This window comes from Ruegeria sp. ABV3_008 (assembly GCF_056161185.1).
Genome location: NZ_JBSWYP010000001.1, coordinates 41,647 through 64,927 on the forward strand (window position 1 = coordinate 41,647; position 23,281 = coordinate 64,927).

A 23,281-nucleotide genomic window follows, 5' to 3' on the forward strand; every position below is an offset into this window, starting at 1 on the left:
AGAACGCCATATGGCAGACGGGAAAAGCCGAACGCGACGGTGGGTTTTGATGGGCGGGGCAGGCGCAATTGCCGCAGGATTTGCCATTCGTGAGTACAGCCTGATCCCGCAGGATTACTCGGGCGGCCAGCTGGAGGTAACGCAGGCGCATAAGAAGGCCGTCGCTGGGGACGTGTTGCTGGTGGATATCCGCACACCTCGGGAATGGAGGGCCACAGGCGTCGGACAGGGGGCGCAGCCTCTGGACATGCGGCGCGAGGATTTTATTCCGACCCTTGTGCAAATGGCTGGCGGTGACAAGTCCGCCCCTGTGGCTCTGATCTGCGCGCGTGGGGTCCGTTCGGCACGGTTGAGCAATCAACTGACTGCAGCCGGGTTTACCAATATCATTGACGTGCCTGAGGGTATGTTGGGCTCGGCCGCCGGACCAGGCTGGGTGCGGGCCGGTCTGCCGGTTGAGACCTTTGTCGAGGGAGCGTGATGAAATACAAATACTGGCTATCTTTCTGTCTGGCCGCAGCGGCGCAACCAACCTTGGCCGATTGTGGCCCGGATGAAGGTACCTGCGAGATCGCCTCGGGCGCGTATCACATCGAGCTGCCCGAAGCCGAAAACCCGCCACTGGTCGTGTTTCTGCATGGCTACGGAGGCAGCGGCTCAGGAACGATGAACAATCGCAGCATGGTCGAGCCTCTGCTGGCGCGCGGCTATGCGGTGATGGCGCCGGAGGGGTTGGAGCGGCCGGACCGGGGCGGCATTCAAAGCTGGAACTTCTATCCCGGCTTTGGCGAGCGTGACGAAACGGCCTTTCTCAGCGAAGCGGTGGATGACGCCGCTGAGCGGTTTGGCATTGACGGTGAACGCGTTGTTCTAGGAGGGTTTTCCGCCGGCGGCTTCATGGTGAATTACCTCGCCTGCGATGCGCCTGAGACCTTCTCGGCCTATGTCCCCGTCTCAGGTGGCTTCTGGCGTCCGCATCCCGAATCCTGCGCCGGACCGATCCGCATGTTTCACACCCATGGCTGGATCGACAATGTCGTTCCGCTCGAGGGGCGTTTGCTGGGCGGTGGCCGTTTCCATCAAGGCGATATCTTTGCCGGGCTTGAGATCTGGCGCGAGGCAAATGGCTGTGTTGATACCAAGCCCAGCGGGTTCTCGACCACGGGCCAGTTCATGCGGCGCAACTGGATGGGATGTGCCGAGGGCAGCGCGCTGGAATTCGCGCTGTTCCCCGGCGGTCATACGGTGCCCACCGGGTGGGCGGATATGATCCTGGATTGGTACGAAGGATTGCCCGGCGGTTGATTATTCCGCCGGGGTCATGCTGCCCTTGCCCTCGATCAGGCGCTTCAACTCATTCCGATGACGACGGGCCGAACGGGTGATGGCGGGCTCAGCAAAATCCTCACGCATGCCGACCATACGGCGGGCGGTACCAGCCGACACACCGCTGAGCGCCGACAGCGGGATCGCCAGCGCAAGGCTGATAGCAATCGGGGCCAGCCAGACCGAGACCAGCCCGGCCAGAATACCAACGCTCAGCGCGACGCCACTGACGGTTTCCAGCGCGTGGCACAGGACCAGCGTACGCAAGGAATAGCTACCTCCGTCACGCGCCTGCGGAGACCAGCCTTTCTGGATGCCCAATGCGGTGCGGAACACGGCGATCATCTGCTGCACCATCAGGATTGGTGCGTAGAGGATCGACAGGATGACCTCGAAAAGGAACGAGGTGAAGAACCGCCGCCAGCCGCCGAAATCGGAATAGCGCACACCGCTGAGGGGTAGGGCGGCAACGCCCAGAACCTTGGGGGCCAGCAGCATCGCATACATGACGAGAATGATCAGCACATGGCGCGTCTCAGACATCTCCGGCCATTGTGGGAACAGGGGGTTGTCGGGGCTGAAATAATGCAGGACCGAGGCGTCCTCACCCTGACCAATCAACGCCCACATCAGCAACAGCGCAAACCACAGAGGCGACATCAAATAGCCGACCGCCCCGTGGAACATGTGAAACCGCGAGACGGACCGAAACCCGCGCGAGCCCAGCAGTTTCAGATGTTGCAGGTTCCCCTGACACCAGCGGCGGTCCCGCATGGCGTGGTCGATAAGGGTGGGGGGCGTTTCCTCGTATGAACCCCGAATGCGCGGCAGAAACCGCACGGCCCACCCGGCACGGCGCAGCAGACCGGCCTCGACAAAGTCGTGGCTCATGATCAGCTTTTCCTGCCCGTTGAAGGCGCGAAGCTTGGGCAGTCCGGCACAGGTAGCAAAAGCCTTGGTGCGGATTATGGCGTTGTGGCCCCAATAGTTGCCCTCTTGCCCACACCAGCGGGCCAGACCTTCGGCAAAGGCGATACCGTAGACGCCATTGGCGAATTGCTGCATCCGGGCAAAGACGGACTGTGCGCCAATGAGTTGCGGGTAGCTTTGAATCAAGCCTGCGCTGGGATCACGCGCCAAAGAATCAGTCAGCCGAGCAATCGCGCGGCCCGTCATCAGGCTGTCGGCATCCAGCACCAGCATAGCGTCCCAATCCGCACCCCAGCGGCTGACCCAATCGGCGATATTGCCAACTTTCCGGTCAGTATTCTGTTCGCGACGGCGGTAGTAGAGCTTCAGGTCGGGGGCCAGCGTGGTGCGCAAAGCCTCAATACTGGCTTGTTCTTGCGCGGCAATGTCCGGGTCGCGGGTGTCCGAGAGGATGAACATCGCGTATTCATGCTGCCCGCCCCGGGCGCGCAGTTCTTCCAGCATGGTGCGGGCATTGCCCAGCACGAACCACGGCACCTCATTGTAGGTCGGCATCAGCAGGGCAACCCGCAGCGGTTGCGCGCGGTCTTGTCTGACCGGGCGCTCTTGCCTGGACAAAGAGATCATGCCTAGTAGCACGGTGCAGACGGTGAATGAGATCCAGAAGAAGTTGAACGAGATCAACGTTAGAAGGATGGCTTCGACAAGGTTGATGCCTTCGGAGCCGAACCAGTCGCTCATGACCCATAGCAAACCCAATGTGGCTGCCATTGCGGGCGATAAAGCCAGTGCGCGCCAGAACCCTGCAGAGGGGCGGGCACCCGCGGGGACCTGCGCATCCCGGAATCCTGCGCTGAAATCCTGAGCGGGCATTGTCAGCGGTGCCTCGGGTGGCATGATATGCAGGTCGCGGCTCATGCGGTCCAACGGTACAGCCAGACTTCGGAGGCGGGTTGCTTGCCGACAAGCAATTGCGCGCGAAGCTCCACATGGTCTCGTTCGCCCGGCTGGAACGAGAACGCCAAACGCACACCGCCGGTATCGGGGTTGCGCTGCAACACGCCGTCCGAGGTTTCCGCATGAGGCGAATCCGCGAAAATGCTGACTGCCTCCAGATCGTCGAACAGAGGGCTGGGCTCAAAGTCGATCACGGCCAGACGGCCTTCGCCAAAGGTGTTCTCACCCATCGCCGTGTTGATGACCCGCGGCATCGGCGTGCGCTGAGGTTCCTCACCCCAGATCAGGCGGTAGCTCAGGTCTACCTGGCTGCCTGCGGCATAGGGCTCGGCGGGCCGCCAGTAGGCGACGATATTGTCATAGATCTCCTGATCGGCTGGGATCTCGACCAGTGTCACCGAGCCCTTGCCCCAATCGGAGCCGGGCTCGACCCACAGGCTGGGACGCTTATGATAGTTCGCCTCAAGATCCGCGTAGTCCGAGAATTCGCGCTTGCGCTGCATCAGGCCAAAGCCCTGAGGGTTCATGTCCACGAAAGACGAGATTTGCAGACGGGTCGGATTCGCCAAGGGACGCCAGATCACCTCACCCGCGCCGTTGCGGATTAGCAGCCCGTCGCTGTCATGGACAGCGGGTCGGAAATCGTCGAACCGGCTGTGATTGGTCTGATCGAACAGGAACATCGAGGTGCCGGGCGCGATACCCACATGCGGCAGCTCTTCGCGGGGGAAGAGGGTGGCCTCAATATCCATGATGCAATCGGCACCGGCGGTGACGTTAAAGCGATAGGCACCGGTCACGCTGGGGCTGTCCATCAGGGCGTGGACGACCATGTTGCGCTGACCGGGTTCGGGACGTTCCAGCCAGAAGCGGATGAACTCGGGGAACTCCTCGCCATCCGGGTCGCCGGTTTTCAAGGCCAGACCGCGCGCGGACAGGCCGTAGACCTCGTGCAGACCAATGGCGCGGAAATAGCTGGCACCCTGCCAGACGCAGAACTCATCGGTTTTGCCGGGGCGGTGCATTTCCGTGCGCAGGCGCAGTCCTGAGAACCCAAGCGTTTCGTCGATTGGAAGGGTCGGAACCTCTTCGGCCTTGTCGAACATCTCAAGGTCGAAAGCGACCGGCTTGGCCATCCCGTTCTCGACAGTCGTGACCTTAACCGTGCGCGGGAAATACAGGCCGGGGGTGAAGAAATCGACGTTGAAGGGCGTCTCTGTCTCGTACCACAGGGCGCGGTCCAGCCGGAACCGGATCGAACGGTATTGCGTATAAGTCAGGTCTTGCCATTCCTGCGGCACCATCTCGCGCTCGGCAAAGGGGCGGCTGGCCAGTTCTCGGGCCAGTTCGACCACGTCGTTGCGGTCGAACGGAACCTCTGACCCCGAGGCAAAGGTGGCCGGCGCCAGAAACAGCGCAGAGGTTGAGGCCAGAAATGCGCGGCGAGTCAGATTCATTTCTTTGATTTCCATGGTTGGGATTTGAACCAGGCGGCCAGATAGGCCACCCCGATGATCATGGCAAAGCCAATCATGTTAGCGACAAAGACACTGGCAACATCCCGCTCGGTCTGATCCAGCGCGACCCCGATCAGGCGGGCTGCGGCCATTGAGAAAACAAAGACCGCAAGGGATTGCTGCCCCACTTTGGTGATCAGTTTCAGAACCACCTGCCAGATGCGCGCGCCCAATGAGTGCCCGGTGGCGATCAGACGGTGACCATGCTCACCGGCAACGACCCAGCCCAGATAGGCCAGCGACAGGAAGTGGATGTAGCGGAACAGGCCGAACTCGGTTTTTCCACGCAGTTCTTTCGTCAAAGGCCACAGTTCGCGGATTTGTTCGGCCAGGCCGGGAGCCGCGGATTGAACCCACAGGAAAACCTTCCACGACCCGAAGGGTGCGGACAGAACCAGAAATGCAATGGCCGCCCAGATCAGCGTTTTTGATACCGGAGGCGCCGGAATCCAGCCGCGCATAAAGGCGAACCCGGTAAAGAACAGCAGCTGCCAACCGAACGGGTTGAAGAACCATTGGCGGTCCGACCACGGCTCGGCCGGAAGGGCCAGCACTCCGGTCTGGGCAACAAGCCAGATCGCGACCGACGCAGCTGCCATCAGCCAAAAGCTGACGCGGTAGAGGGCCATGTAGAGCGGCATCATCGCCAGAACGACCAGGTACATCGGCAGGATGTCGAAGTAGTTGGGCACATAGGTCAGGGTGAAAATCCCGACCATTTGCGGCAGCGGGTCATTGAAGAAATGCTGCAGGTTCAGCGACGAGACATAGCTTTTTTCAAACAGGCCGGAATTGTCCAGCGCGGCCATGCTCATGGCCACGAAGAAGAACAGACAGATATGCGCCCAGTAGACCTGCCAGATGCGGAACGCCACGCGAGCGGTCCCCATCCACCAGCCTTTGCGTAGGAAGGCACCGCCGAATGCAATGGCCGAGGCCATGCCCGAACAGAACACAAAGATCTCGGTCGCATCCGAAAACCCGAAACGGGCCGGGATCCATTTGGCCCATGGGTCGTTCGGGATATGGGCGATCAGGATGATGAACATCGCGATGCCGCGATAGAAATCCAGCCGCGGGTCGCGCACACGGGCAGTAGGCGCTGCGGCCGAGGCCGCAACAGTCGCAAAATCAGAAGCGGGCGAAACAGTCGCCATACGTTTTCTGTCCTTCTTGGTCTTTTTGTTATTCGGCCGGAACGCTTTGGGCGTCGCCGTTGTCGCGGGCCGCGTTAATCAGGGCGCGGCGCGCGAGTGCATAATTGTCCTCACCACCGGCGCGTTTGGCACGGCGGTCATCCAGAATACGCTCGACCGCATCCAGGCGCCCGGCGCGCAGGCCGGAATCAATTGTGATGCGCTCGAATACATCACGTTGGGCGTGACTGCCACCGGCCAACTGCATGCCCGAGCGGGCGGTCGACAGGAAATCAAACGCCGCGCCGTAGAGACCGTCCCCAAAGGCCTCAAGCCCCTTGGCGGCGGCTATGCCGGGGTCAGACATGCGGATCGGTGTGTCGCCTTGATTGCGCTGCGCGTCTTTCTGGATGCGCTGCAGCATCTTGCCCGTCGCGTCCGAGCGGTTGTCGCCGGTCAGCGCCAGCAGATAATGCAGGTCGGCGAAAATCAGGCAGCCATCTTCGGTCCGGGCAGCGCTGAGATCGGCCAACTCCTCCCAGCGGTCGCCGACATCAATGCCTTCAAGCTCCATCCTGGACAGTAGCGAGGTTGCGTTCGAGATATCGCGATAATCGTCAGTCTTGTCCTTGCGGATATGCTGGTCATAGAGGTCGATGACCTGATCAACCTGACCCAGATCCAGATGCATCAGCGCCTTGTGCCACCAGACGTGATAGCGGAAGTTGTTGCAATGGGCCCAGGCGTCCTCACGCCCCGCCAGCCAATCCAGGCCGAGCTGAGCATTGCCCGTCATCTCGTGAACATGTGCGACCGCGTGCAGACCCCAGGCATCGTCGGACACCATCCACAGTGCCTGACGACCGGCAATCTCGGCCTTTTCGTAGGATCCGGTCTCTTCCAACGCGAAGGAATGACAGCCCAGTAGATAGCCACGGCCCGCATGATCCGGCTCGTAGGCGGGCATGACGCGTTCGATCGAGCGCCGCATGCCTTCCGCGTCGCCCAGCACAAACCGGGTCGCATGGCTGAGCTTCATCGCCAGCGAGTCTGTCGGATGGGCGCGCAGCACCTCTTCGAATTTCTGCACGGCTTGCGAGGGCAGGTCCGCCAGATAGAGGGACAGGGCCTCAACAAATAGCTGCTCTCGCTTCGAGATGGGCTGGCGTTTCATCGCTTCATTGGCGGCGCTCAGCGCGTCGACGGCTACGGGTAGCATCTCGCGTCGGCCCAGAAGAACCATGAACAGGCCCTTGACCGCGTGGCCCAAAGCGAAGTCGGGCTCAAGCTCCAACACTTTTCCCAGATGCTGAGGGGTAATCGCCGCATGCGCCATGAACCCAAGCAGAACACCGTCCCATGCCTCGACGGCCGCCGGGTGGGTCAGAGTGTTCATCTGTCCAAAAACGTCTTGTTTCATACTTGGGTCCAATCTGGTTGCGGTATTTGACACTGTTCGATTTACCAGAGTCTGCGACGGCCTCGTAACAGTATCGACCCTGCTCTCGAATTGGTGAAATCGCGTGTGTGAAAAAAGTGAAAAAAACCGCCGATTCAAGGGCATGTTTCAGCAAGTTGCTGCCGAAACATGCAAGTGTTTCAATCTTCGAACGGGTTTTCAGCGCTTAAAATATCATCAGTATCGGCCCCGAAGACCGGCGGCGCATGCCGATATGTTACAGGCGTGAGCGACAGGTTGAGCGGATTGCCGATCAGATTCACCTCTCCCGGTTGGGCCTGCATGGCGATCTTCATCTGCCGCGCGGCGACCTGATCGGTGTCAAACACCTGATCCACCGTTTGCACCGGGCCGACGGGCACCTTGAGGGCCTCAAGCTCGGAAATCACAGTCGTCGTCGGGCGCTGTTTCATCGCCGGGCGCAGGATAGTGTTCAGTGCGTCACGGTGCTCTAGTCGCGCCGGATTGGTGGCAAAGCGGTCGTCGTCGGCAAGATCGGCGTGACCGATGAACGCGCAGAACCTGCGGAACTGGCTGTTATTTCCAACAGCCAAAATCACGTGACCATCTGCCGTCTCATACACCTCATACGGGACAATATTTGGATGTCCATTGCCGCGTCGCTGAGGTACCTGGCCCGAGGTCAGGTAGTTTGTGCCCTCATTGATCAACCATGAGATCTGGGCATCCACCAACGCAAGGTCGATCTGTTGCCCTTCACCAGTTAGGTCGCGGTGGCGCAGCGCGGCCAGAATGCCGACGGTTGCGTACATGCCGCACATCACATCGGCGATGCCCACGCCCACCTTCATTGGCGCGCCCTCGGGGTCGCCTGTCAGGGACATGATCCCACCATACCCTTGCGCCATCAGGTCATAACCAGGTTTGCTGGAGTTGGGGCCTGTCTGCCCGTAGCCGGAAATCGAGCAATAGACGAGGCCGGGAAGATCCTGCGACAAGCTGTTGTAATCCAGCCCGTATTTCGCCAGCCCGCCGGGTTTGAAATTCTCGATCAGGATATCAGCATGCGAGGCCAGCCGCTTGATCTCGGCTTGTCCTTCTGGCGTCGCAATGTCGATGGCAACGGATTTCTTGTTCCGGTTGGCCGACATGAAATAGGCGCTCAGATCGGAACGGTTGCCCGCTTCATCCTCAACATACGGAGGGCCCCATTGCCGCGTATCATCCCCACCAGTCGAGGGGTTTTCGATCTTGATGACGCTTGCGCCAAGATCGCCCAGCAGCTGGGTGCAGGTCGGTCCGGCCAGAATCCGCGACAGGTCCAGAACCTTTACGCCTTTGAGCGGCCCATTAGATTCGGCCATCATATCCTCCACGCTCGATCTCGGCAGCGATGACGGTAAAGCGGTCGGCTTTGACCGCCTGATCCAGTGCTGCACGCAGTTCTGCGCGGTTGCGGACCGTGTGTCCATAGCCTCCGAACGCGCGGCCCAGGGCGGCAAAGTCATGGCGGTCGAAATCGACCCCCTTGTTGCCCATCTGCCGTTGGCGTTGTTTCAACTCGATCAGGGCGAGGGAGGCGTCGACAAAGACCAAAAAGATCGGGTTGCCGCCCATTTCGGCGGCGGTCGAAAGCTCTCCGGCGACCATAAGGAACCCGGCATCGCCCGAAAAGCTGATCACCGGTCGGTTCGGTTCCGCCAGTTTCAGCCCGATCGCCATTGGAACAGCGCAGCCCATGGTACAAAGGGCCGAGGACTGGATCAGCCCGCGCGGTTCTGAACACTCCCACATCTGGCTGAGGAGGATGCGATGCGCGCCGCTATCCGCCGTTGCCAGAGTATTTGCGGGCAGTGCAGCGCGCGTCTCGGCAATCACACCAGCGGGACCCCAATCGTCATCTTGCGGGAAGGCTTCCGCCAAAGCGGCTTTGACCTTCACGGGTTCTCCGGCAGGCCATGTGGCGCGGGCGGGGTTGCCTTTGGCGATGGCTTCGAGGGTCTGGCCAGTATCGGCGACAAGGTTTAGCCCAGCCTGATGCATGTAGTGATCATTGACCACGGCCGAGATATCGATCACGCGCGTTTCTTCTGGATCCCAGATCTCACGCCAGCCGGGGCGCATTTCGATAGGGTCATAGCCCAGGCACAGAACCAGATCGGCCTGTTCCACCAGCGGGACAAGGTGTTTGTCGGCCAGAGGGGACAGCCCGGCACCGCCCAAACAGAGCGGATGATCTTCGGGCACCACGCCCTTTGCTTTGTAGGTGGTGACGAAGGGGATGCTGAAATGTTCCAGAAAGGCCTGAACCACGCTGCGCGAGTCGTCATAGAGGACATCCAGCCCGATGATCGCAATCGGACGCTCGGCCTCGGCCACCCAGCGACGGGCTTTGGACAGGCAGTCGCCTTCGGGCGCTACAGGGGCAACCTTGGCCAGACGGCGGCGTTTCGTCGATGAGACACGGGTATCCGCGACCGAGATCGGGACGTCGATATGCACCGGACCGGGGCGGGGCTGGTTGGCGAGCGACACCGCCTTGTCGGCGACGATATCCGCGCCCTCGGCGGTGAGGGTAAAGGTCCCTTTGGTGATTGAGCGATAGACTTGGCTGTGGTCCATGACCTGATGCGTGTAGGTCAGCGCCTCATCCGCGTCGACGCAGCCGGTCAGCACGATCATCGGGACCCGGTCTTGCAGCGCGTTGGCAACCACGTTGATCCCGTTCATCGCGCCGGGGCCGAGGGTTGCGACAAGAATCGCGGGCGCGCCATCGCGGTGATGGACGGCTTCGGCCATGAACCCGGCTGCGTTCTCGTGTTTGGTCAGATGAAAGGTGATGCCTGCCTGTTCCAGCGCGTCCACCAGCGTCAGAACCTCGCCGCCCGGCATGCCGAACGCATGGCGGCACCCTGCCTCATACAATCGTTGAGCCAGTAGATCCGCCGCGCGGGGAGAGAGGTCCTGCATCAGTCATGCTCCGAGAAAAAGATATGTGACAGCAAATGTCTGACACACCGGCAAGAGGCAAGCGGGTTCACATCAGTGTGACTATTTGACGGCTGTTTTCGCGATGGATTGAAACTTTTGGTCCAGTTCTGCGGCAATATCGGACAGGGCCTGCCCGCCCTGATCCGCGTAAGGCGCAAACACAAAGCTGGGGGTTTTGTAGGACAAGCGCGCGGTGCCGTCGTCATTTTCGGTGACATAGAAGCGGATCGGCGCCTCGATCATCGCCGCGGTCGAGGTTTCCAGCACCCGCACCGCATAGTCGTTGTTGAACACGCCGATCACGCGATTGCCCGGAATGGTGATCCCACGGGCCGCCGCCGCTTTGGTCGGCCCGGCCTGAGTGACAACGATCAGCCCGTGTTCCTTGACGGCGGCCTTGGTGTCGGCCACCAGCGCGTCATAGGATTTCCCTGTGTCATGAACGGCCCATCCCGGCAGGGCCTGATCCGCAAGGGCAGGCGAGGCTAGCAAGTAGAACGCAGCGCAGATTGCTCTCATCACAGGGTCTCCGTCTTGTTGGTGCCCAACTAGAGCAGGTTTCACCCATCGCTGCATTCACATTTTCGTATAAGTCTTCAGGGTGACCGTTTTTGCAGCAGGTAGATATCCATGATCCAACCATGATCGGCTCGGGCCTGCGCGCGGGTGGTCAAGATGGTTTCGGCTACCTCATCTAGTGGGCCGTGGATCAGGATCTCTTCCTTCATGCCGACATAGGCGCCCCACCAGATATCGAACGCCTTCATATCCAGCGCTTGGAATGAACACTCGCCGTCTAGCATCACGGCCACCTTGGTGGCGTCCGAGGGCCAGCCTTCATCGCGGATGCGGCGGCCAGTGGTAACAACATAAGGCGCGCCGATATCGTTGATGGGAATGGTATGGGCTGCTGTTAGCGCTTGTAGCGCGGTAATCCCCGGAATCACGCGTTTGCGCGGTTGCGGGTCCAGCCGAGAGGCAATCCGAAGCGAGCTGTCATAAAGCGAGGGATCCCCCCAGATCAATAGGGCGATCTTTGAGGCCTCAGGATGTTCCGCCATCGCTTCTTGCCAGCGCAGTGCAATAGCATCGTGCCACTCGTCGACGCCTTGCAGATATCCGTCGTCCGAGCGGCGCTTGGGGATATCGAAATACGCGATCTGCGGAGGCATCTCAGTGACCTTGGCGATGATCTCCTCCCGCAGTCCGGCCAGATCGGCTTTGTTCTCACCCTTGCGCGGGATCAGGATCAGATCCGCCTCGCGGATTGCCTGCGCGCCTTGCAGGGTTAAGTGATCGGGATTCCCGGTGCCAATTCCGACCAGGGACAGCTCATACATCCTCGAACTCCGCCAAGGGCCCATAGAGGATAAGGGCAGGGGCCGTTCCGATCTCGGATTTCAGCGTGTCGGCCAGCGCGCCAATGGTCGAGCGGTGCAGCTTCTGATCCGGTGTGGAAACGGATTCCGCCATCAGTGCAGGCGTACCCAGTGGCAGGCCGTTGGCGTGCAGGGCCTCGACCAGCAGCGGAAAGGTTCGTTTGCCCATGAACACAACGGTGGTCGCCGCCGCATCCGCCAAAGCGGTCAGGTTCAGATCGGGCGGCAGTTGTCCGCTGACATCGTGGCCGGTGACAAACTGCACCCGCCGGGCCGTCAATCTGCGGGTCAGCGGAATACCGGCAGCGGCAGCGGCAGCGATGGCCGAGGGGATGCCGGGGATGATCTCATAGTCGATCCCGGCAGCACGCAGGGCAACGATCTCTTCCTCAAGCCGTCCGAACATGCCGCCATCGCCGGATTTCAACCGCACGACCCGTTGACCGGTCTGCGCGTATTCCACGAGCAGGCGGCTGACATGATCCTGTTTCGGCGAGGGCCGCCCGGCTCGTTTGCCGACGCCCACAAGATCGGCATCCGGTTGCGCGTGGCTCAGAATGGGCCCGCTGCTCAGATCGTCGAACAGAACGGCGTCGGCCTTCTGCATCCGGTCCACGGCCTTCAGGGTCAGCAATTTCGGGTCTCCCGGACCGGACCCGATGAATGACACAAACCCGCTCATGCCGAGGCCTCGGCGATGAGGTGAAAGAACGTACCGGTGACATTGCCACGGCGCGATCCGGTCTGCGGGCCTTCATCCCCTTCAGCATCGAACACACGCGCCAGCGGTGCATCTGGCTGTTCAATGATCGAGGAATAGTGGAACTCATGCCCCCGCAGCGATGCGCCTTGAGCAAATCCGGGCATCGGAGCCAGCAGTTCGGCCCGTCGGTACCCCAGATTGAATTTGCGCTTCTGGTACGAGGTCTGCAGCCCCAGCAATCCGGCCATCTGGTGCGGCACGCCCTCTTTGTCGATCAGAACCTCACCAAGGGCCATGTAGCCACCGCATTCCCCATGCACCGGCTTGCTCTCCGCGTGATTCCGCAAACCGGTCAGGAACGTGTCCGCGGCGGCCAGAGTGCCTGCGTGCAGCTCCGGATACCCACCCGGCAACCAAACCAGATCGGCATCATCTGCGGGGGCTTCATTGGCCAATGGCGAAAACGGCAGGATCTCGGCCCCCGCCGCGCGCCATCCCTCCAACAGATGCGGATAGGTGAACGAAAACGCTGCATCCCGGGCCAGCGCGATTCGTTGCGCCGGAGGCCGCGGCAGCGCGGCTGACGATGGCCCCTTGGGGGCTGAGGAAACCGCTAGTTTGATTGCCTCAAGGTCCACATGCTCCCGCAGGAATGCCGCATAACCCACAATGGCACTTTCCAGATCGGGATGCTCAACCGCTTGGATCAACCCCAGATGACGTTCCGGCAGAGTCAGGTCTCCGCGACGGGGCAATACGCCCAGAACCGGCAGGCCTGCCCGTTCCATACCCAACCGTGTCAACCGCTCATGCCGAGGGCTGGCGCAGCGGTTCAGGATCACTCCGGCAAAGGGCAGATCGGGGTTGTACATCTTGAACCCCAGCGCGGTCGCCGCTGCCGATTGGGCCTGACCGCCCACGTCCAAAACCAATACAACGGGCCAGCCCATGCGTTGCGCGGTTTCGGCACTGGACCCGTGGCCCAGCTCGCCGGGTTTGGCGACGCCATCGAAAAGACCCATCGAGCCTTCGGCCACCACGATGTCCGCCCCTTCGGCCTGATCCGAGATCGCGCCAAGCAGCCCGTCGCCCATCGCCCAACTATCAAGGTTGAACGAAGCTCGCCCCGCCGCCGCGCGGTGAAAGGCCGGGTCGATATAGTCGGGGCCACTCTTGAACGGCTGCACGATCAGGCCATCCTCGGCCAGCGCCCGCAACAGGCCCAGCATCACGGTGGTTTTGCCGGTCCCTGAAGAGGGCGCGGAGATCAAAATGCCCGGAGGGGTCGTCATCGCGTCATTCATCCTCGGGGCTCCAGCTTGACCACGGGCTGTCCGCGCTCTGTGGGCGGTAGCGGCGGTCGTAGCCTTTCGAATACAGGCAGCTCTCGTCGAATCCTTCACCCGCCAGTGCAGGCCCGACCATGATCAACGCGGTGCGCGAAATGCTTTCATCCAGCGCGTCTTTGAGCGTGGCCAGCGTCGCGCGGATGATCCGCTCATCCGGCCAGCTGGCCCGGTAGACGACCGCTACGGGGCAGTCCGCGCCATAGGTAGGGCTCAGATCGGCAATCACCTTGTCCAGATTGCCGATCGACAAATGAATGGCCAGTGTCGCGCCGGTGCGGGCGAAGTTCTCTAGTGTTTCACCTTCGGGCATCGAGGACGCACGGCCCGGGGTCCGCGTCAGAACTACCGATTGCGCGAGGCCCGGCAAGGTCAATTCCGTGCCCAAAGACGCCGCAGCCGCCGCGAAGGAGGGCACGCCGGGGGTGACGCTGACGGGGATGCCCATATCTTTAAGTCGGCGGATTTGTTCACCCATTGCCGACCAGACCGACAGATCGCCCGAATGCAGGCGTGCTACATCCTGGCCGGCCTTATGCGCCGCATCGATCTCGGCCATGATCTGATCCAGATCCATGGGCGCGGTGTTGATGATCTTCGCGCCTTCGGGGCAGTGGCTCAGAATTTCTTCGGGCACCAGAGATCCCGCATAGAGGCAAACGGGGCAGGACACGATGATATCGCGCCCACGCAGGGTCAGCAGATCGGCGGCGCCCGGTCCGGCGCCAATGAAATGAACGGTCATGAGTGTCCTCCGATGGCAATGGCGCATGTCGCCAGCCCGTCGTCCGAGATATGTCTGGGTGAAAGAAGCCGCGCGCCATTCCCGGCGGCGACCAATGCGGATGCTTCGGCCACGCTGCCGGTGCCATAGGTGGCACGGCTGCGGTTCGAACATGTCAGGGTGCGCTGCCCGGCCAGATCGGCTGCGGCAACGAAATGCAAGGGCAGGGCAAGGCCTTCTGCGAAACTGGCCAGAGCCAGGTGGCCCTCTTTGCCGGCAACGGTTGCCAAGGCTTCAACGTCATGCGCAGCGGCGGCGGCTTTATAGGCCGCGCGCAGGCTGTCCACTGTTGCGCTTGATGAAAAGCCAAGGCCTGCGACGATCATAGCGTCACACTCCATTGCACGACCGGATAGGCTGATTTCCACCCACGCCGAGGGCCGAGTGGAGCGGACTGCGCGAGTTCAATCCGCAAAAGATCTCCGCCCAATTCTTCGTGCCAGCGGGCCAGCAGCGCTTCGCTTTCCAAAGTGACGGCATTGGCGACCAACCGGGTGCCTGAGGGAAGGGCATCGCGGAGCCACGCCAAGAGATCGGCGCTGAGACCGCCTCCAATGAACACAACATCGGGCAGAGGCAGACCTGACAGCGCATCCGGTGCCGTACCGTGAACGACATTCAACCGATCTTGCCCCAACGCATCGGCATTGCGCCGGATGCGTTCGGCGCGATCTACGCGGGGTTCGATGGTTGTGGCCGTCAAGGTCGGATCACACATCAGCCATTCAATGCTGATCGACCCCGTGCCGCCACCGATATCCCACAGATGCTCACCGCGTTGCGGGGCCAACGCCGACAGGGTCAGCGCACGGATCGGGCGTTTGGTAATCTGGCCGTCGGTCTCGAAAATCTCGTCGGGTTTACCCGAGGCCTTGGGGAAAACGCGCCCTTCGCCCGCAACCTCCAGCCCGACGCAGACCGGGTGATCGAACGTGCCCAGAAGCGCTTCGGTCAACGAGACCGAGCGCGCGCGTTCACGCGGGCCGCCCAATGCCTCCATCACGTGCAACTGGGTATCGGCGAACCCGGTCTCAGTCAGATAGGTCGCAAGCTCTGCAACGGCGGCACCATTGCGCAACAGGATGATCGCCCTTAGCCTCGGAGACAGGTGCGGTCGCAAACGCGTCAGAGGAGCGGCGTGAAGGCCAAAGGTCTGGGTACCCTCCAACGGCCACCCCAAACGCGCGGCGGCCAGCGAAAAGGTGGATTGGCCAGGTCGGGCGGTCCACTCGGCGGCTTCGAAATTGCGTGCAATCATCGAACCCGCGCCGAACCAGAACGGATCGCCCGAGGCCAGAACCACCGTCGCACGACCCCGAAGCCCGGTCAGGATCGGCAGACCGTCTGAGAAAGGCACAGGCCATTCGATCCGCTCAGCCCCTGTTTCGGGCACCAGTGACAGGTGCCGAGGCGGGCCCATGATGACCTTGGCCCGATCCAGCACTTGACGGTTTGCGGGCGACAGGCCATCAAGCCCATCTTCACCCAGGCCCAGAACGGTTAGCCACGGAGTATCAGACATGACCAACCCCCTGATCCCCAATGTGCTTATTCTGGGCGGCACGACCGAGGCGAACGCTTTGGCCAAAGCCGTTTCCGAACAGGGGCTTGCGGCGATATACTCCTACGCGGGACGAGTCGAGAATCCGCGCCCGCAACCCTTGCCGGTTCGGGTCGGCGGGTTTGGCGGCGTGCAGGGTCTGGTTGCTTATATCCGCGACAACGGGATCAGCCATGTGATTGACGCGACTCATCCATTCGCCTCGCAAATGAGCCGAAACGCGATTGAGGCCTGCCGTGCAGCGCAAACGCCAATGGCCGCGCTGACGCGACCCGCTTGGCGCGTGCAGCCCGGTGATGACTGGCGACACGTTCCCGATATCCCCGCCGCAGTTGATGCGTTGAACGTCGAGGCGCAGCGCGTGTTCCTTGCAGTTGGTCGGGTGCATCTTGAGGAGTTCTCTGCCCAGCCCCAGCATCACTATCTGCTGCGTCTGGTCGATGCGCCCGAAGAGCTGCCCTTGCTGAATGCCGACGTGGTTGTCGCCCGCGGCCCGTTTGCCGAGGCTGACGACCGCGCGCTGATGCAAAGGCACGGGACGCAGTTGGTTGTGTCCAAGAACGCAGGCGGCACGGGCGCGCGGGCCAAGCTGGACGCGGCGCGGGCGCTGGGCCTGCCAGTACTGATGATCGACCGTCCGGTCCTGCCGGAGCGGACCGAGCTGTCGACGATTGCACAGGTTCTGGACTGGCTGGCTCATTCTGGGGTGAACCTCGGGGTGTAGACGATCGGCGCGCCGTCGCGTTCGATCACGCGGGTGCGCGATGATCCGACAATGACCACCGTCTGCATATCCGCCATCTCGGGCGTGGCCTCGGCCAGCGTGGAGATCCGGATCGCTTCGTCCTCGCGCGACACGGCGCGCGCGAACAGGATCAGGCGCTCAGGTTCACATTCATCGCGCAGGATTTCCAGCGTTTTTACAAACCCTTCTGGCCGCGACTTCGAGCGCGGATTGTAAAAGGCCATGGAGAAGTCCGCCTGCGCCGCCAGACGCAGCCGCTTTTCGATCAGGGACCAGGGCTTTAGATTATCGCTAAGGTTGATGGCGCAGAAATCATGCCCCATGGGCGCGCCAGCACGGGCAGACGCGGCCAGCATCGCAGTGATACCCGGCAGCACATCAATCTGAAGGTTGCGCCATTCTTCAGGGCCGTTCTCCAGCGCCTCGAACACTGCAGCGGCCATCGCAAAGACACCCGGGTCACCCGAGGACACAACGACCACGCGCTTCCCCTCGGTAGCCATCTGCAGCGCGTGTTGCGAACGATCGATCTCAACCCGGTTGTCACTGGCATGCAGAGTCAGGCCGGGGCGTTCGGCCACGCGCGCGACATAGGGGATGTAGCCCACCACATCGGTCGCCTCGGCCAGCGCAGCGGAGACTTCAGGCGTGACCAGGTCTTCATTGCCCGGCCCGAGGCCTGCGATCTTGACCCAGCCGCTCATGGCCGTCGCCCTTGACCGTGCACCAGGATGATCGAGAAATAGGGGGTAATCCCCTCGCAATTTTCGGACAATTTGCAGACGCGTTGGTTCGGCATTTGCGCGTATTCTACGATCCACGCGCGGTCATACATTCCGGCGGTCTTGAGCGCGCGCTTCACCTTGTCGATATTGCGTCCAATCTTCATCACGACCAGCGCGTCAGTCTTCGCCATGCGTTCGGCCAGAACCTCTTCGGGTAGGGTGGCGGCAAGAACGGTCAGGATGTCGTCGCCCCATGTGATCGGATCGCCGGTTGCTGTCCAAGCGCCGGACATGCCGGTAATGGCCGGTACGACCTCGACGGGGGCGATGTCGCGCAAGCGGGTATAGAGATGCATGAACGAGCCGTAGAAAAACGGGTCGCCCTCGCAGAGAACAACGACGTCTTCGCCCTTCTCAGCAAGGGTTTTCAGATGCTGCGCGCAGTCCTCGTAGAACGCCGCCAACAACTCATTGTAGCGCGGATCGTTCAGAGGGATCTCGGTTGTGACGGGGTATTCCATCGGGAACTCCACCGCGCCTTCCGGGATCATACCGTTGACGATCTGTCGGGCCTGACCACTGCGGCCCGGCTTTCGGAAAAACGCCACGTGGCGGGCATTGCGCAGCAGGCGGTCGGCCCGCACGCTCATCAGGTCGGGGTCACCGGGGCCGAGGCCAACGCCATATATCTTGCCGGCGCTCATTCGGCGCGGCTCGCGATGGCGTTGATGGCGGCGACGGTGATGGCGCTGCCGCCCAGACGGCCTTTGACGATGCAGGACGGCACCGGCTGCGCCTCCCATAGGGCGTCCTTGGATTCGACCGCGCCGACAAAGCCCACGGGGCAACCTATGACGGCGGCGGGGCGCGGGCAGTCAGGGTCTTCCAGCATGTTCAGCAGGTGAAACAGAGCCGTCGGCGCATTGCCGATAGCGACCACAGCGCCCTCAAGATGCGGGCGCCACAGCTCAAGCGCCGCCGCAGAGCGGGTGTTGCTCATCTCTGCAGCCAGAGGGCGCACGCGCTCGTCATGCAGGGTGCAGATCACCTCATTCTCGGCGGGCAGGCGGAACCGGGTCACGCCTTCGCTGACCATACGTGCGTCACACAGGATCGGTGCGCCGTTTTCCAGCGCGGTACGCGCGGAGGATACAAAACCGGGTGAGAAATGGACGAACTCTTCCAGCCCGACCATGCCAGCGGCGTGAATCATCCGAACGGCGACCTGCTCTTCATCGGCCTCGAACCGGGCCAGATCGGCCTCGGACCGGATGGTTGCAAAGCTTTCCTTGTAGATCGCCGCGCCGTCGGTTTCGTAAGTGTAGGGCATCAGGTGAAGTCCATCGTCATCAGTGTTTCGGGGTCCAGCCCGCGCAGGATTGGCTCATCCTCCGCACGGCCCTGTTTGACAAGATCAAATCGTCCGTTCTGGCCGACTAAAGTCACATCCGCAGGGCCCATCCGAGCGCACCCTTTGGAACAACCCGAGACATGAAGGGTGCCGGGTACAAGCGGGGCCAGTTCGCGCGCGATAATGCGGGTTTCCACTTGCGCCTGCGGGCAGAGCGGTGCCCCGGGGCAAGCATCGGCGGTCATAAGCGGGTTGGTGCCATCCGTGACAAATCCCGGGGCGGGTATCGCCGCCCCGCCTTCCAGCAGGATCAGCCGCCAAGGAGTGACACGCAGGGCAGAGGCGCCGCTGTCGCGGATCAGCGCGTGCAGCTTATTTGCGGGCAATTGCCCAAAGGCCGCACCGTAGAGGCTACCTAGATCGCAAGCGCCTGGTTGTAACGACGCGCCAATTGGTCCGGGGTCGCGGCCCTGCCATTCCGCAGGCAGACCAAAAGCCGCCACGACCCGCGCCATGCGGCGTGTGTCGGACGTGAAGACCTTCGCAAACCACGTGGCCAGAGCAATCAAGTGATCAATGGCCTCGGCCTCGGAGACGACGCGTCCCGTCTGTGCCCCATCTGCGCGCAGGATCAGCCCATCGGCGGAACGCTCCACCCGGATATCGGCCGAGTCCGCCGCCAGCAAGCGCTCCGGTCCCGTGTCGATGGCAAAGCCGAACTTGGCCGGTAGCGCGGGCAACTCGTTCAGGCGGTCGATCAATTCCTGCGTCAGCCGCGCGGTCAGATCGCCCGGCTGGTAGAGCGGTGAGACCAGAATGTTGCGCCGGACCTCAATACCCGGCTCCGCGTCCAACAGCCCAAGCGCGGATAGCTCGGACAGAAATGCCTGGTGTTCACTTTCCTGCACGCCACGCAACTGCAGGTTCGCACGGTTGGTCAGGTCGATTGTGCCGTTGCCGAATTGCTGGGCCAGTTCACACAGACCAAGCGCTTGTGGCGCGGTCAGCCGCGCCAGCCGAGGGCGCACGCGCACCACCAGCCCATCTCCAGACATCATCGGTCGGTGGGCGCCGGGGCACCAACCTTGGACGACTGGTTTTGGGGTGGGCGCGCTCATCCCAGCCCCCCCAGGTCCGCCCGGATCGAGTTGCGCCGGGTGTTCCACAAGCCGGCATCCAGCAGCGCGCGGAACCGGTCCTGCATGGCCTGATGGGCCTGCGGATTGGCCTGTTGCAGGAAAGCATCCACATCTTCATCGCCCAGCGTGGCATCGTGGTAGATGTCGAATAGATGCGGCGCAACGGTACCCGACAGATGCGCAAACGAGGCCATGTGATCCAATGTCGCGGCGATCTCGGCCGCGCCGCGGAAGCCGTGGCGTTGCATCCCGGCGATCCAGTCAGGATTGGCAGCGCGGGCATGGACAACGCGGCTGATCTCTTCCGGCAGGGTACGGGCGCGTGGATTTTCGGGATTGGTGTTGTCCAGGTGATACAGCTGCGCGGTGCCACCCGTGGCCTTCTTGGCGGCGGCAAAACCGGCCTCATGCGTGGCGTAGTCATTGGCCAGCAGCAGGTCTGTTTCGGTCAGGTCCTGCAGGTGAACAAAACTGTCAGCATGCGCCACGCGTTGGGTGATGCCCGCCTTGTCCTGAACGATATTCTCGCCCTCCAGCGCAAAAGAGCTGGCCTCAAGCCATGCCTCACCTGCCTGTGCGCGGGCCTCGTCGGTATAGACCTCGGATAGTTGGGTCATGTTGACGCCATAGCTGCCGGGGGCGGGGCCGAATACGCGGGCCGACGGGGCCTGACCGGCATAGGGGTTCCAGTCGGTCGCCTCATCCCGCGCCGCCAACGCGCGGATGGCCTGACAGTAAAGCGCCGAGAGGGTTGGGAAGACGTCCCGGAACAGGCCCGAGACGCGCAGCGTCACATCCAGGCGCGGGCGGCTGAGGTCGGTTATCGGCAGCACTTCGATCCCCGAGACCCGTTCCGAGCCCTTATCCCAGACCGGTTTCACGCCCAGCAAGTGCAAAGCCATGGCGAATTCCTCGCCCGCCGTGCGCATGGTGGCCGAGCCCCATAGGTCAACGATCAGCCCCTTGGGATAGTCGCCTTCTTCCTGAAGGTGACGGCGGACCAGTTCCTCGGCCAGCTTGACGCCTTGGGTGTAGGCCGCCCGCGTCGGCACCGAGCGGGGGTCGGTGGTATAAAGGTTCCGCCCTGTTGGCAGAACATCCGAGCGACCGCGATAAGGGGAACCGGACGGCCCGGCCTCGATCCGTTTCCCGGCCAGCGCGTCGATAAGAGCGGTCCGTTCCGCATGGGCCGAAGGCGAAGGGTCGAAAGTGCTGGAAACCTCAGGCGCGCGGCCATAGATATGCAGTCCGTCGCCAAACTGGCTTTCTTTGATGTCGCAAACAAAGCGGTCGATTCGGGTTACCGCCTCGGCAGTGCAGGTGGCCTGATCGAGGCCCAGATCGCTCTCCAACCCGATGGCCTGTGCCTCGTCGCGGATATCTTCCTGAAGGCGGTCGCGGCGTTTGGGATCAAGTCCGTCGGCATTCGAGAACTCATCGAGCAGAGATTCCAGCCGCACCATGCGATCCGGAGTGCCGCTTTCCTTCATCGGGGGCGGGATATGGCCCAGCGTTACGGCTCCGATCCGGCGCTTGGCTTGCGCGGCCTCGCCTGGGTCGTTGACGATGAAGGGGTAGATCACTGGCAAGTCGCGGATCAGCGCCTCGGGCCAGCAATTCGCCGACAGAGCAACGGACTTGCCCGGAAGCCATTCCAGAGTGCCATGTGCGCCGATATGGATCAGCGCGTCTGCGCCCAGCCCTTTGCGGAGCCACAAATAAAACGCGACGTAGCTATGGCGCGGGGTGCGAGACAGGTCGTGGTAGTCGTCATCGCGCAGCTCGGGCGTGCCGCGTTCGGGTTGTAGTGCAACCAGCGCGTTGCCGCGACGCAAGGCGGTGAAGTGGAACGCGCCCTCGGTAAAGATCGGGTCGTCCTCGGGCTTACCCCAAACGGTTTGGAGATCGGCGCGCAGTGGCTCGGGCAGGTCTGCCAAGGCTACCTGGTAGTCTTCCAGAGGCCATGAGATGCGCGCGTCTAGCAGGGTTTCAGCAATCGGCTCGGCCGGTGCGGTGCTGTAGCCCTCGGCCTGAAGATCGGTCAGCATCGCCTCGGCCGAGGCCAGAGCGTCCAGACCCACCGCGTGCGCCATTTGCCAGTCTTTGCCAGGATAGGTCGACAGCACCAGCGCGGGCACCTGATCCGCCTTGGGTTTGTCATGCAGGGTCAGCCAGCCGGTGACACGGTCGATAATCGCTTCGATCCGCTCTTGCTCAGCCCGGTGGGCAAAGCGGGAATATTCCAGATGCGGGTCACGTTTGCCCGGTTCTTTGAACGAGGCAATGCCCGCCGAAATGCGCCCGTCCACTTCGGGCAGCACCACATGCATGGCGAGATCAGCGGGGGAAAGGCCCCGTTCGGCCTCGGCCCAAGCCTTGCGGCGGGACGTGGCGAGGGCCATCTGAAACACGGGCACGCCCGCCGCGTCCAAAGGGGATGTACCCGACGCGCCTTTGCCCGAGAAGGAGGTGGCATTGATGATCGCCGAAGGTTTCAGCGTGACGATGTTGTCACGCAGCCATTCAGCGGCAGCAGGAGCTTTGAGGGAGGGGGCGAAGAGGCCCACCGCCTCGAACCCGCGACCCCGCAAGCTGCGGATCACGGTGGCGACAGGGGCCGTGTCCACCGAGGTCAAATAGGCGCGATAGAAGGTGACGACGATACGTTTTGCGTCGCCCGCAAAGGCAGTCTCAACCGGGATCACGCCGCGATCAGGACACCACGCGCCGGATTCGGGCAGAGTTTTGGCCCCCATAACCGGGCCGGCATAAAGCCCCGCCGCCAATGCCATCTGCGCCAAGGCGGCCTGTGCCGCGACTTCGCCGCCTGTGTCGCAGAGATGTGCCAGACGGCGCAGGGTCGAGACGGGCAGGGTGGAATAGTCATCCAGCCGCGGGTCCTCACGCCCGTCGGCGGGTAGGACGGCCAACGCGATGCCCTTGGCCTTCGCCAGCGACAGCACTTGCTGCAGCCCGTAAGCCCAGTAAGGCACGCCGCCAATCAGGCGGATCAGAATGCCCTTGGCGCCCTCCAGCGTCTGCTCCACGTAGGTGTCGACGGACAGAGGATGTTTCAACGCCGTCAGGTTCGCCAACCGCATCGTGGGCATACGCCCATCCGGCCCGCCACCGCGATGCCAGCCCGCCGCGAAAGCGCCAAGGTCGCTGTCCGAGAAGGACAGCACCACCAAATCCGCCGGGCTCTGGCCCAGATCGGTTGGGGTTTCCGTTTCTTCTAACCCGTGGCTTTCGCGGAAGACGACGTGCATAG

Annotated in this window: 21 protein-coding genes; 3 read left to right on the forward strand and 18 right to left on the reverse strand. The window is 62.3% G+C overall.

Features of this window, described 5'->3' with window-relative positions; genetic code table 11:
- Nucleotides 1-10 precede the first annotated feature (10 nt).
- Complete coding sequence (locus tag ACXAH8_RS00210; RefSeq protein ID WP_475215155.1) at nt 11-481, forward strand: rhodanese-like domain-containing protein; 471 nt, start codon at nt 11-13, stop codon at nt 479-481.
- Nucleotides 481-1,305, forward strand: coding sequence for an alpha/beta fold hydrolase (locus ACXAH8_RS00215; RefSeq protein ID WP_170688950.1), 825 nt, complete (start codon nt 481-483; stop codon nt 1,303-1,305). Before ACXAH8_RS00210 ends, ACXAH8_RS00215 begins: the two co-directional genes overlap by 1 nt.
- Here the strand turns inward: ACXAH8_RS00215 and mdoH are convergent, their stop codons facing one another.
- From mdoH to cbiE, 13 genes are all read right to left on the reverse strand, one after another.
- Nucleotides 1,306-3,174, reverse strand: coding sequence for a glucans biosynthesis glucosyltransferase MdoH (gene mdoH / locus ACXAH8_RS00220; RefSeq protein ID WP_170374208.1), 1,869 nt, complete (start codon nt 3,172-3,174; stop codon nt 1,306-1,308). It lies immediately after the preceding gene.
- Nucleotides 3,171-4,670: an OpgD/OpgG family glucan biosynthesis protein gene (locus ACXAH8_RS00225; RefSeq protein WP_475215157.1), complete on the reverse strand. Its 1,500-nt coding sequence runs from the start codon at nt 4,668-4,670 to the stop codon at nt 3,171-3,173. The genes mdoH and ACXAH8_RS00225 overlap by 4 nt, the downstream gene beginning before the upstream one ends.
- Nucleotides 4,667-5,887 (reverse strand): OpgC family protein, encoded by a 1,221-nt coding sequence (locus ACXAH8_RS00230; RefSeq protein WP_475215158.1) that lies wholly within the window; start codon nt 5,885-5,887, stop codon nt 4,667-4,669. The genes ACXAH8_RS00225 and ACXAH8_RS00230 overlap by 4 nt, the downstream gene beginning before the upstream one ends.
- A 28-nt stretch (nt 5,888-5,915) precedes the next feature.
- Entirely contained in the window at nt 5,916-7,286 is a 1,371-nt protein-coding gene (locus ACXAH8_RS00235; RefSeq protein ID WP_475215160.1) for a tetratricopeptide repeat protein, read from the reverse strand.
- 179 nt (nt 7,287-7,465) lie between these two features.
- A complete protein-coding gene (locus ACXAH8_RS00240) occupies nt 7,466-8,650 on the reverse strand; it encodes a CaiB/BaiF CoA transferase family protein (protein WP_475215161.1) in 1,185 nt (394 codons plus the stop codon).
- A complete protein-coding gene (locus ACXAH8_RS00245) occupies nt 8,637-10,256 on the reverse strand; it encodes a thiamine pyrophosphate-binding protein (RefSeq protein WP_475215163.1) in 1,620 nt (539 codons plus the stop codon). The genes ACXAH8_RS00240 and ACXAH8_RS00245 overlap by 14 nt, the downstream gene beginning before the upstream one ends.
- An 81-nt stretch (nt 10,257-10,337) precedes the next feature.
- Nucleotides 10,338-10,796: a DUF302 domain-containing protein gene (locus ACXAH8_RS00250; protein ID WP_475215164.1), complete on the reverse strand. Its 459-nt coding sequence runs from the start codon at nt 10,794-10,796 to the stop codon at nt 10,338-10,340.
- A 77-nt stretch (nt 10,797-10,873) separates the two neighbouring features.
- Nucleotides 10,874-11,617: a precorrin-6A synthase (deacetylating) gene (gene cobF / locus ACXAH8_RS00255; RefSeq protein ID WP_475215166.1), complete on the reverse strand. Its 744-nt coding sequence runs from the start codon at nt 11,615-11,617 to the stop codon at nt 10,874-10,876.
- Nucleotides 11,610-12,338 carry a uroporphyrinogen-III C-methyltransferase gene (gene cobA, locus ACXAH8_RS00260; RefSeq protein WP_475215168.1) on the reverse strand — a complete coding sequence of 243 codons (729 nt, stop codon included), beginning with the start codon at nt 12,336-12,338 and terminating at the stop codon, nt 11,610-11,612. Before cobA ends, cobF begins: the two co-directional genes overlap by 8 nt.
- Entirely contained in the window at nt 12,335-13,663 is a 1,329-nt protein-coding gene (locus ACXAH8_RS00265; protein WP_475215169.1) for a cobyrinate a,c-diamide synthase, read from the reverse strand. Before ACXAH8_RS00265 ends, cobA begins: the two co-directional genes overlap by 4 nt.
- Nucleotides 13,656-14,450 carry a precorrin-4 C(11)-methyltransferase gene (cobM, locus tag ACXAH8_RS00270; RefSeq protein ID WP_475215171.1) on the reverse strand — a complete coding sequence of 265 codons (795 nt, stop codon included), beginning with the start codon at nt 14,448-14,450 and terminating at the stop codon, nt 13,656-13,658. Before cobM ends, ACXAH8_RS00265 begins: the two co-directional genes overlap by 8 nt.
- Nucleotides 14,447-14,815, reverse strand: a complete 369-nt coding sequence (locus tag ACXAH8_RS00275) for a cobalamin biosynthesis protein (RefSeq protein ID WP_475215172.1) — start codon at nt 14,813-14,815, stop codon at nt 14,447-14,449. Before ACXAH8_RS00275 ends, cobM begins: the two co-directional genes overlap by 4 nt.
- A complete protein-coding gene (cbiE, locus tag ACXAH8_RS00280; protein WP_475215173.1) occupies nt 14,812-16,011 on the reverse strand; it encodes a precorrin-6y C5,15-methyltransferase (decarboxylating) subunit CbiE in 1,200 nt (399 codons plus the stop codon). The genes ACXAH8_RS00275 and cbiE overlap by 4 nt, the downstream gene beginning before the upstream one ends.
- Here cbiE and ACXAH8_RS00285 point away from each other — a divergent pair.
- The gene (locus tag ACXAH8_RS00285; RefSeq protein ID WP_475215174.1) at nt 16,010-16,774 is read left to right on the forward strand and encodes a cobalt-precorrin-6A reductase; all 765 of its coding nucleotides are present in this window, start codon (nt 16,010-16,012) and stop codon (nt 16,772-16,774) included. The two genes, cbiE and ACXAH8_RS00285, sit on opposite strands and share 2 nt — an antisense overlap.
- Here ACXAH8_RS00285 and cobJ read toward each other — a convergent pair.
- The 5 genes from cobJ to cobN are packed head-to-tail and all read right to left on the reverse strand — an operon-like array spanning nt 16,747 to nt 23,279.
- Entirely contained in the window at nt 16,747-17,499 is a 753-nt protein-coding gene (cobJ, locus tag ACXAH8_RS00290; protein WP_170688937.1) for a precorrin-3B C(17)-methyltransferase, read from the reverse strand. The genes ACXAH8_RS00285 and cobJ overlap by 28 nt on opposite strands.
- A complete protein-coding gene (locus tag ACXAH8_RS00295) occupies nt 17,496-18,224 on the reverse strand; it encodes a precorrin-2 C(20)-methyltransferase (RefSeq protein ID WP_170688936.1) in 729 nt (242 codons plus the stop codon). Before ACXAH8_RS00295 ends, cobJ begins: the two co-directional genes overlap by 4 nt.
- Nucleotides 18,221-18,850 (reverse strand): precorrin-8X methylmutase, encoded by a 630-nt coding sequence (locus ACXAH8_RS00300; protein WP_170374179.1) that lies wholly within the window; start codon nt 18,848-18,850, stop codon nt 18,221-18,223. Before ACXAH8_RS00300 ends, ACXAH8_RS00295 begins: the two co-directional genes overlap by 4 nt.
- On the reverse strand, nt 18,850-19,989 hold the full coding sequence (cobG, locus tag ACXAH8_RS00305) for a precorrin-3B synthase (protein ID WP_475215176.1): 1,140 nt from the start codon (nt 19,987-19,989) through the stop codon (nt 18,850-18,852). Before cobG ends, ACXAH8_RS00300 begins: the two co-directional genes overlap by 1 nt.
- Nucleotides 19,986-23,279 carry a cobaltochelatase subunit CobN gene (cobN, locus tag ACXAH8_RS00310; protein ID WP_475215178.1) on the reverse strand — a complete coding sequence of 1,098 codons (3,294 nt, stop codon included), beginning with the start codon at nt 23,277-23,279 and terminating at the stop codon, nt 19,986-19,988. The genes cobG and cobN overlap by 4 nt, the downstream gene beginning before the upstream one ends.
- Between the last annotated feature and the right edge of the window lie 2 nt (nt 23,280-23,281).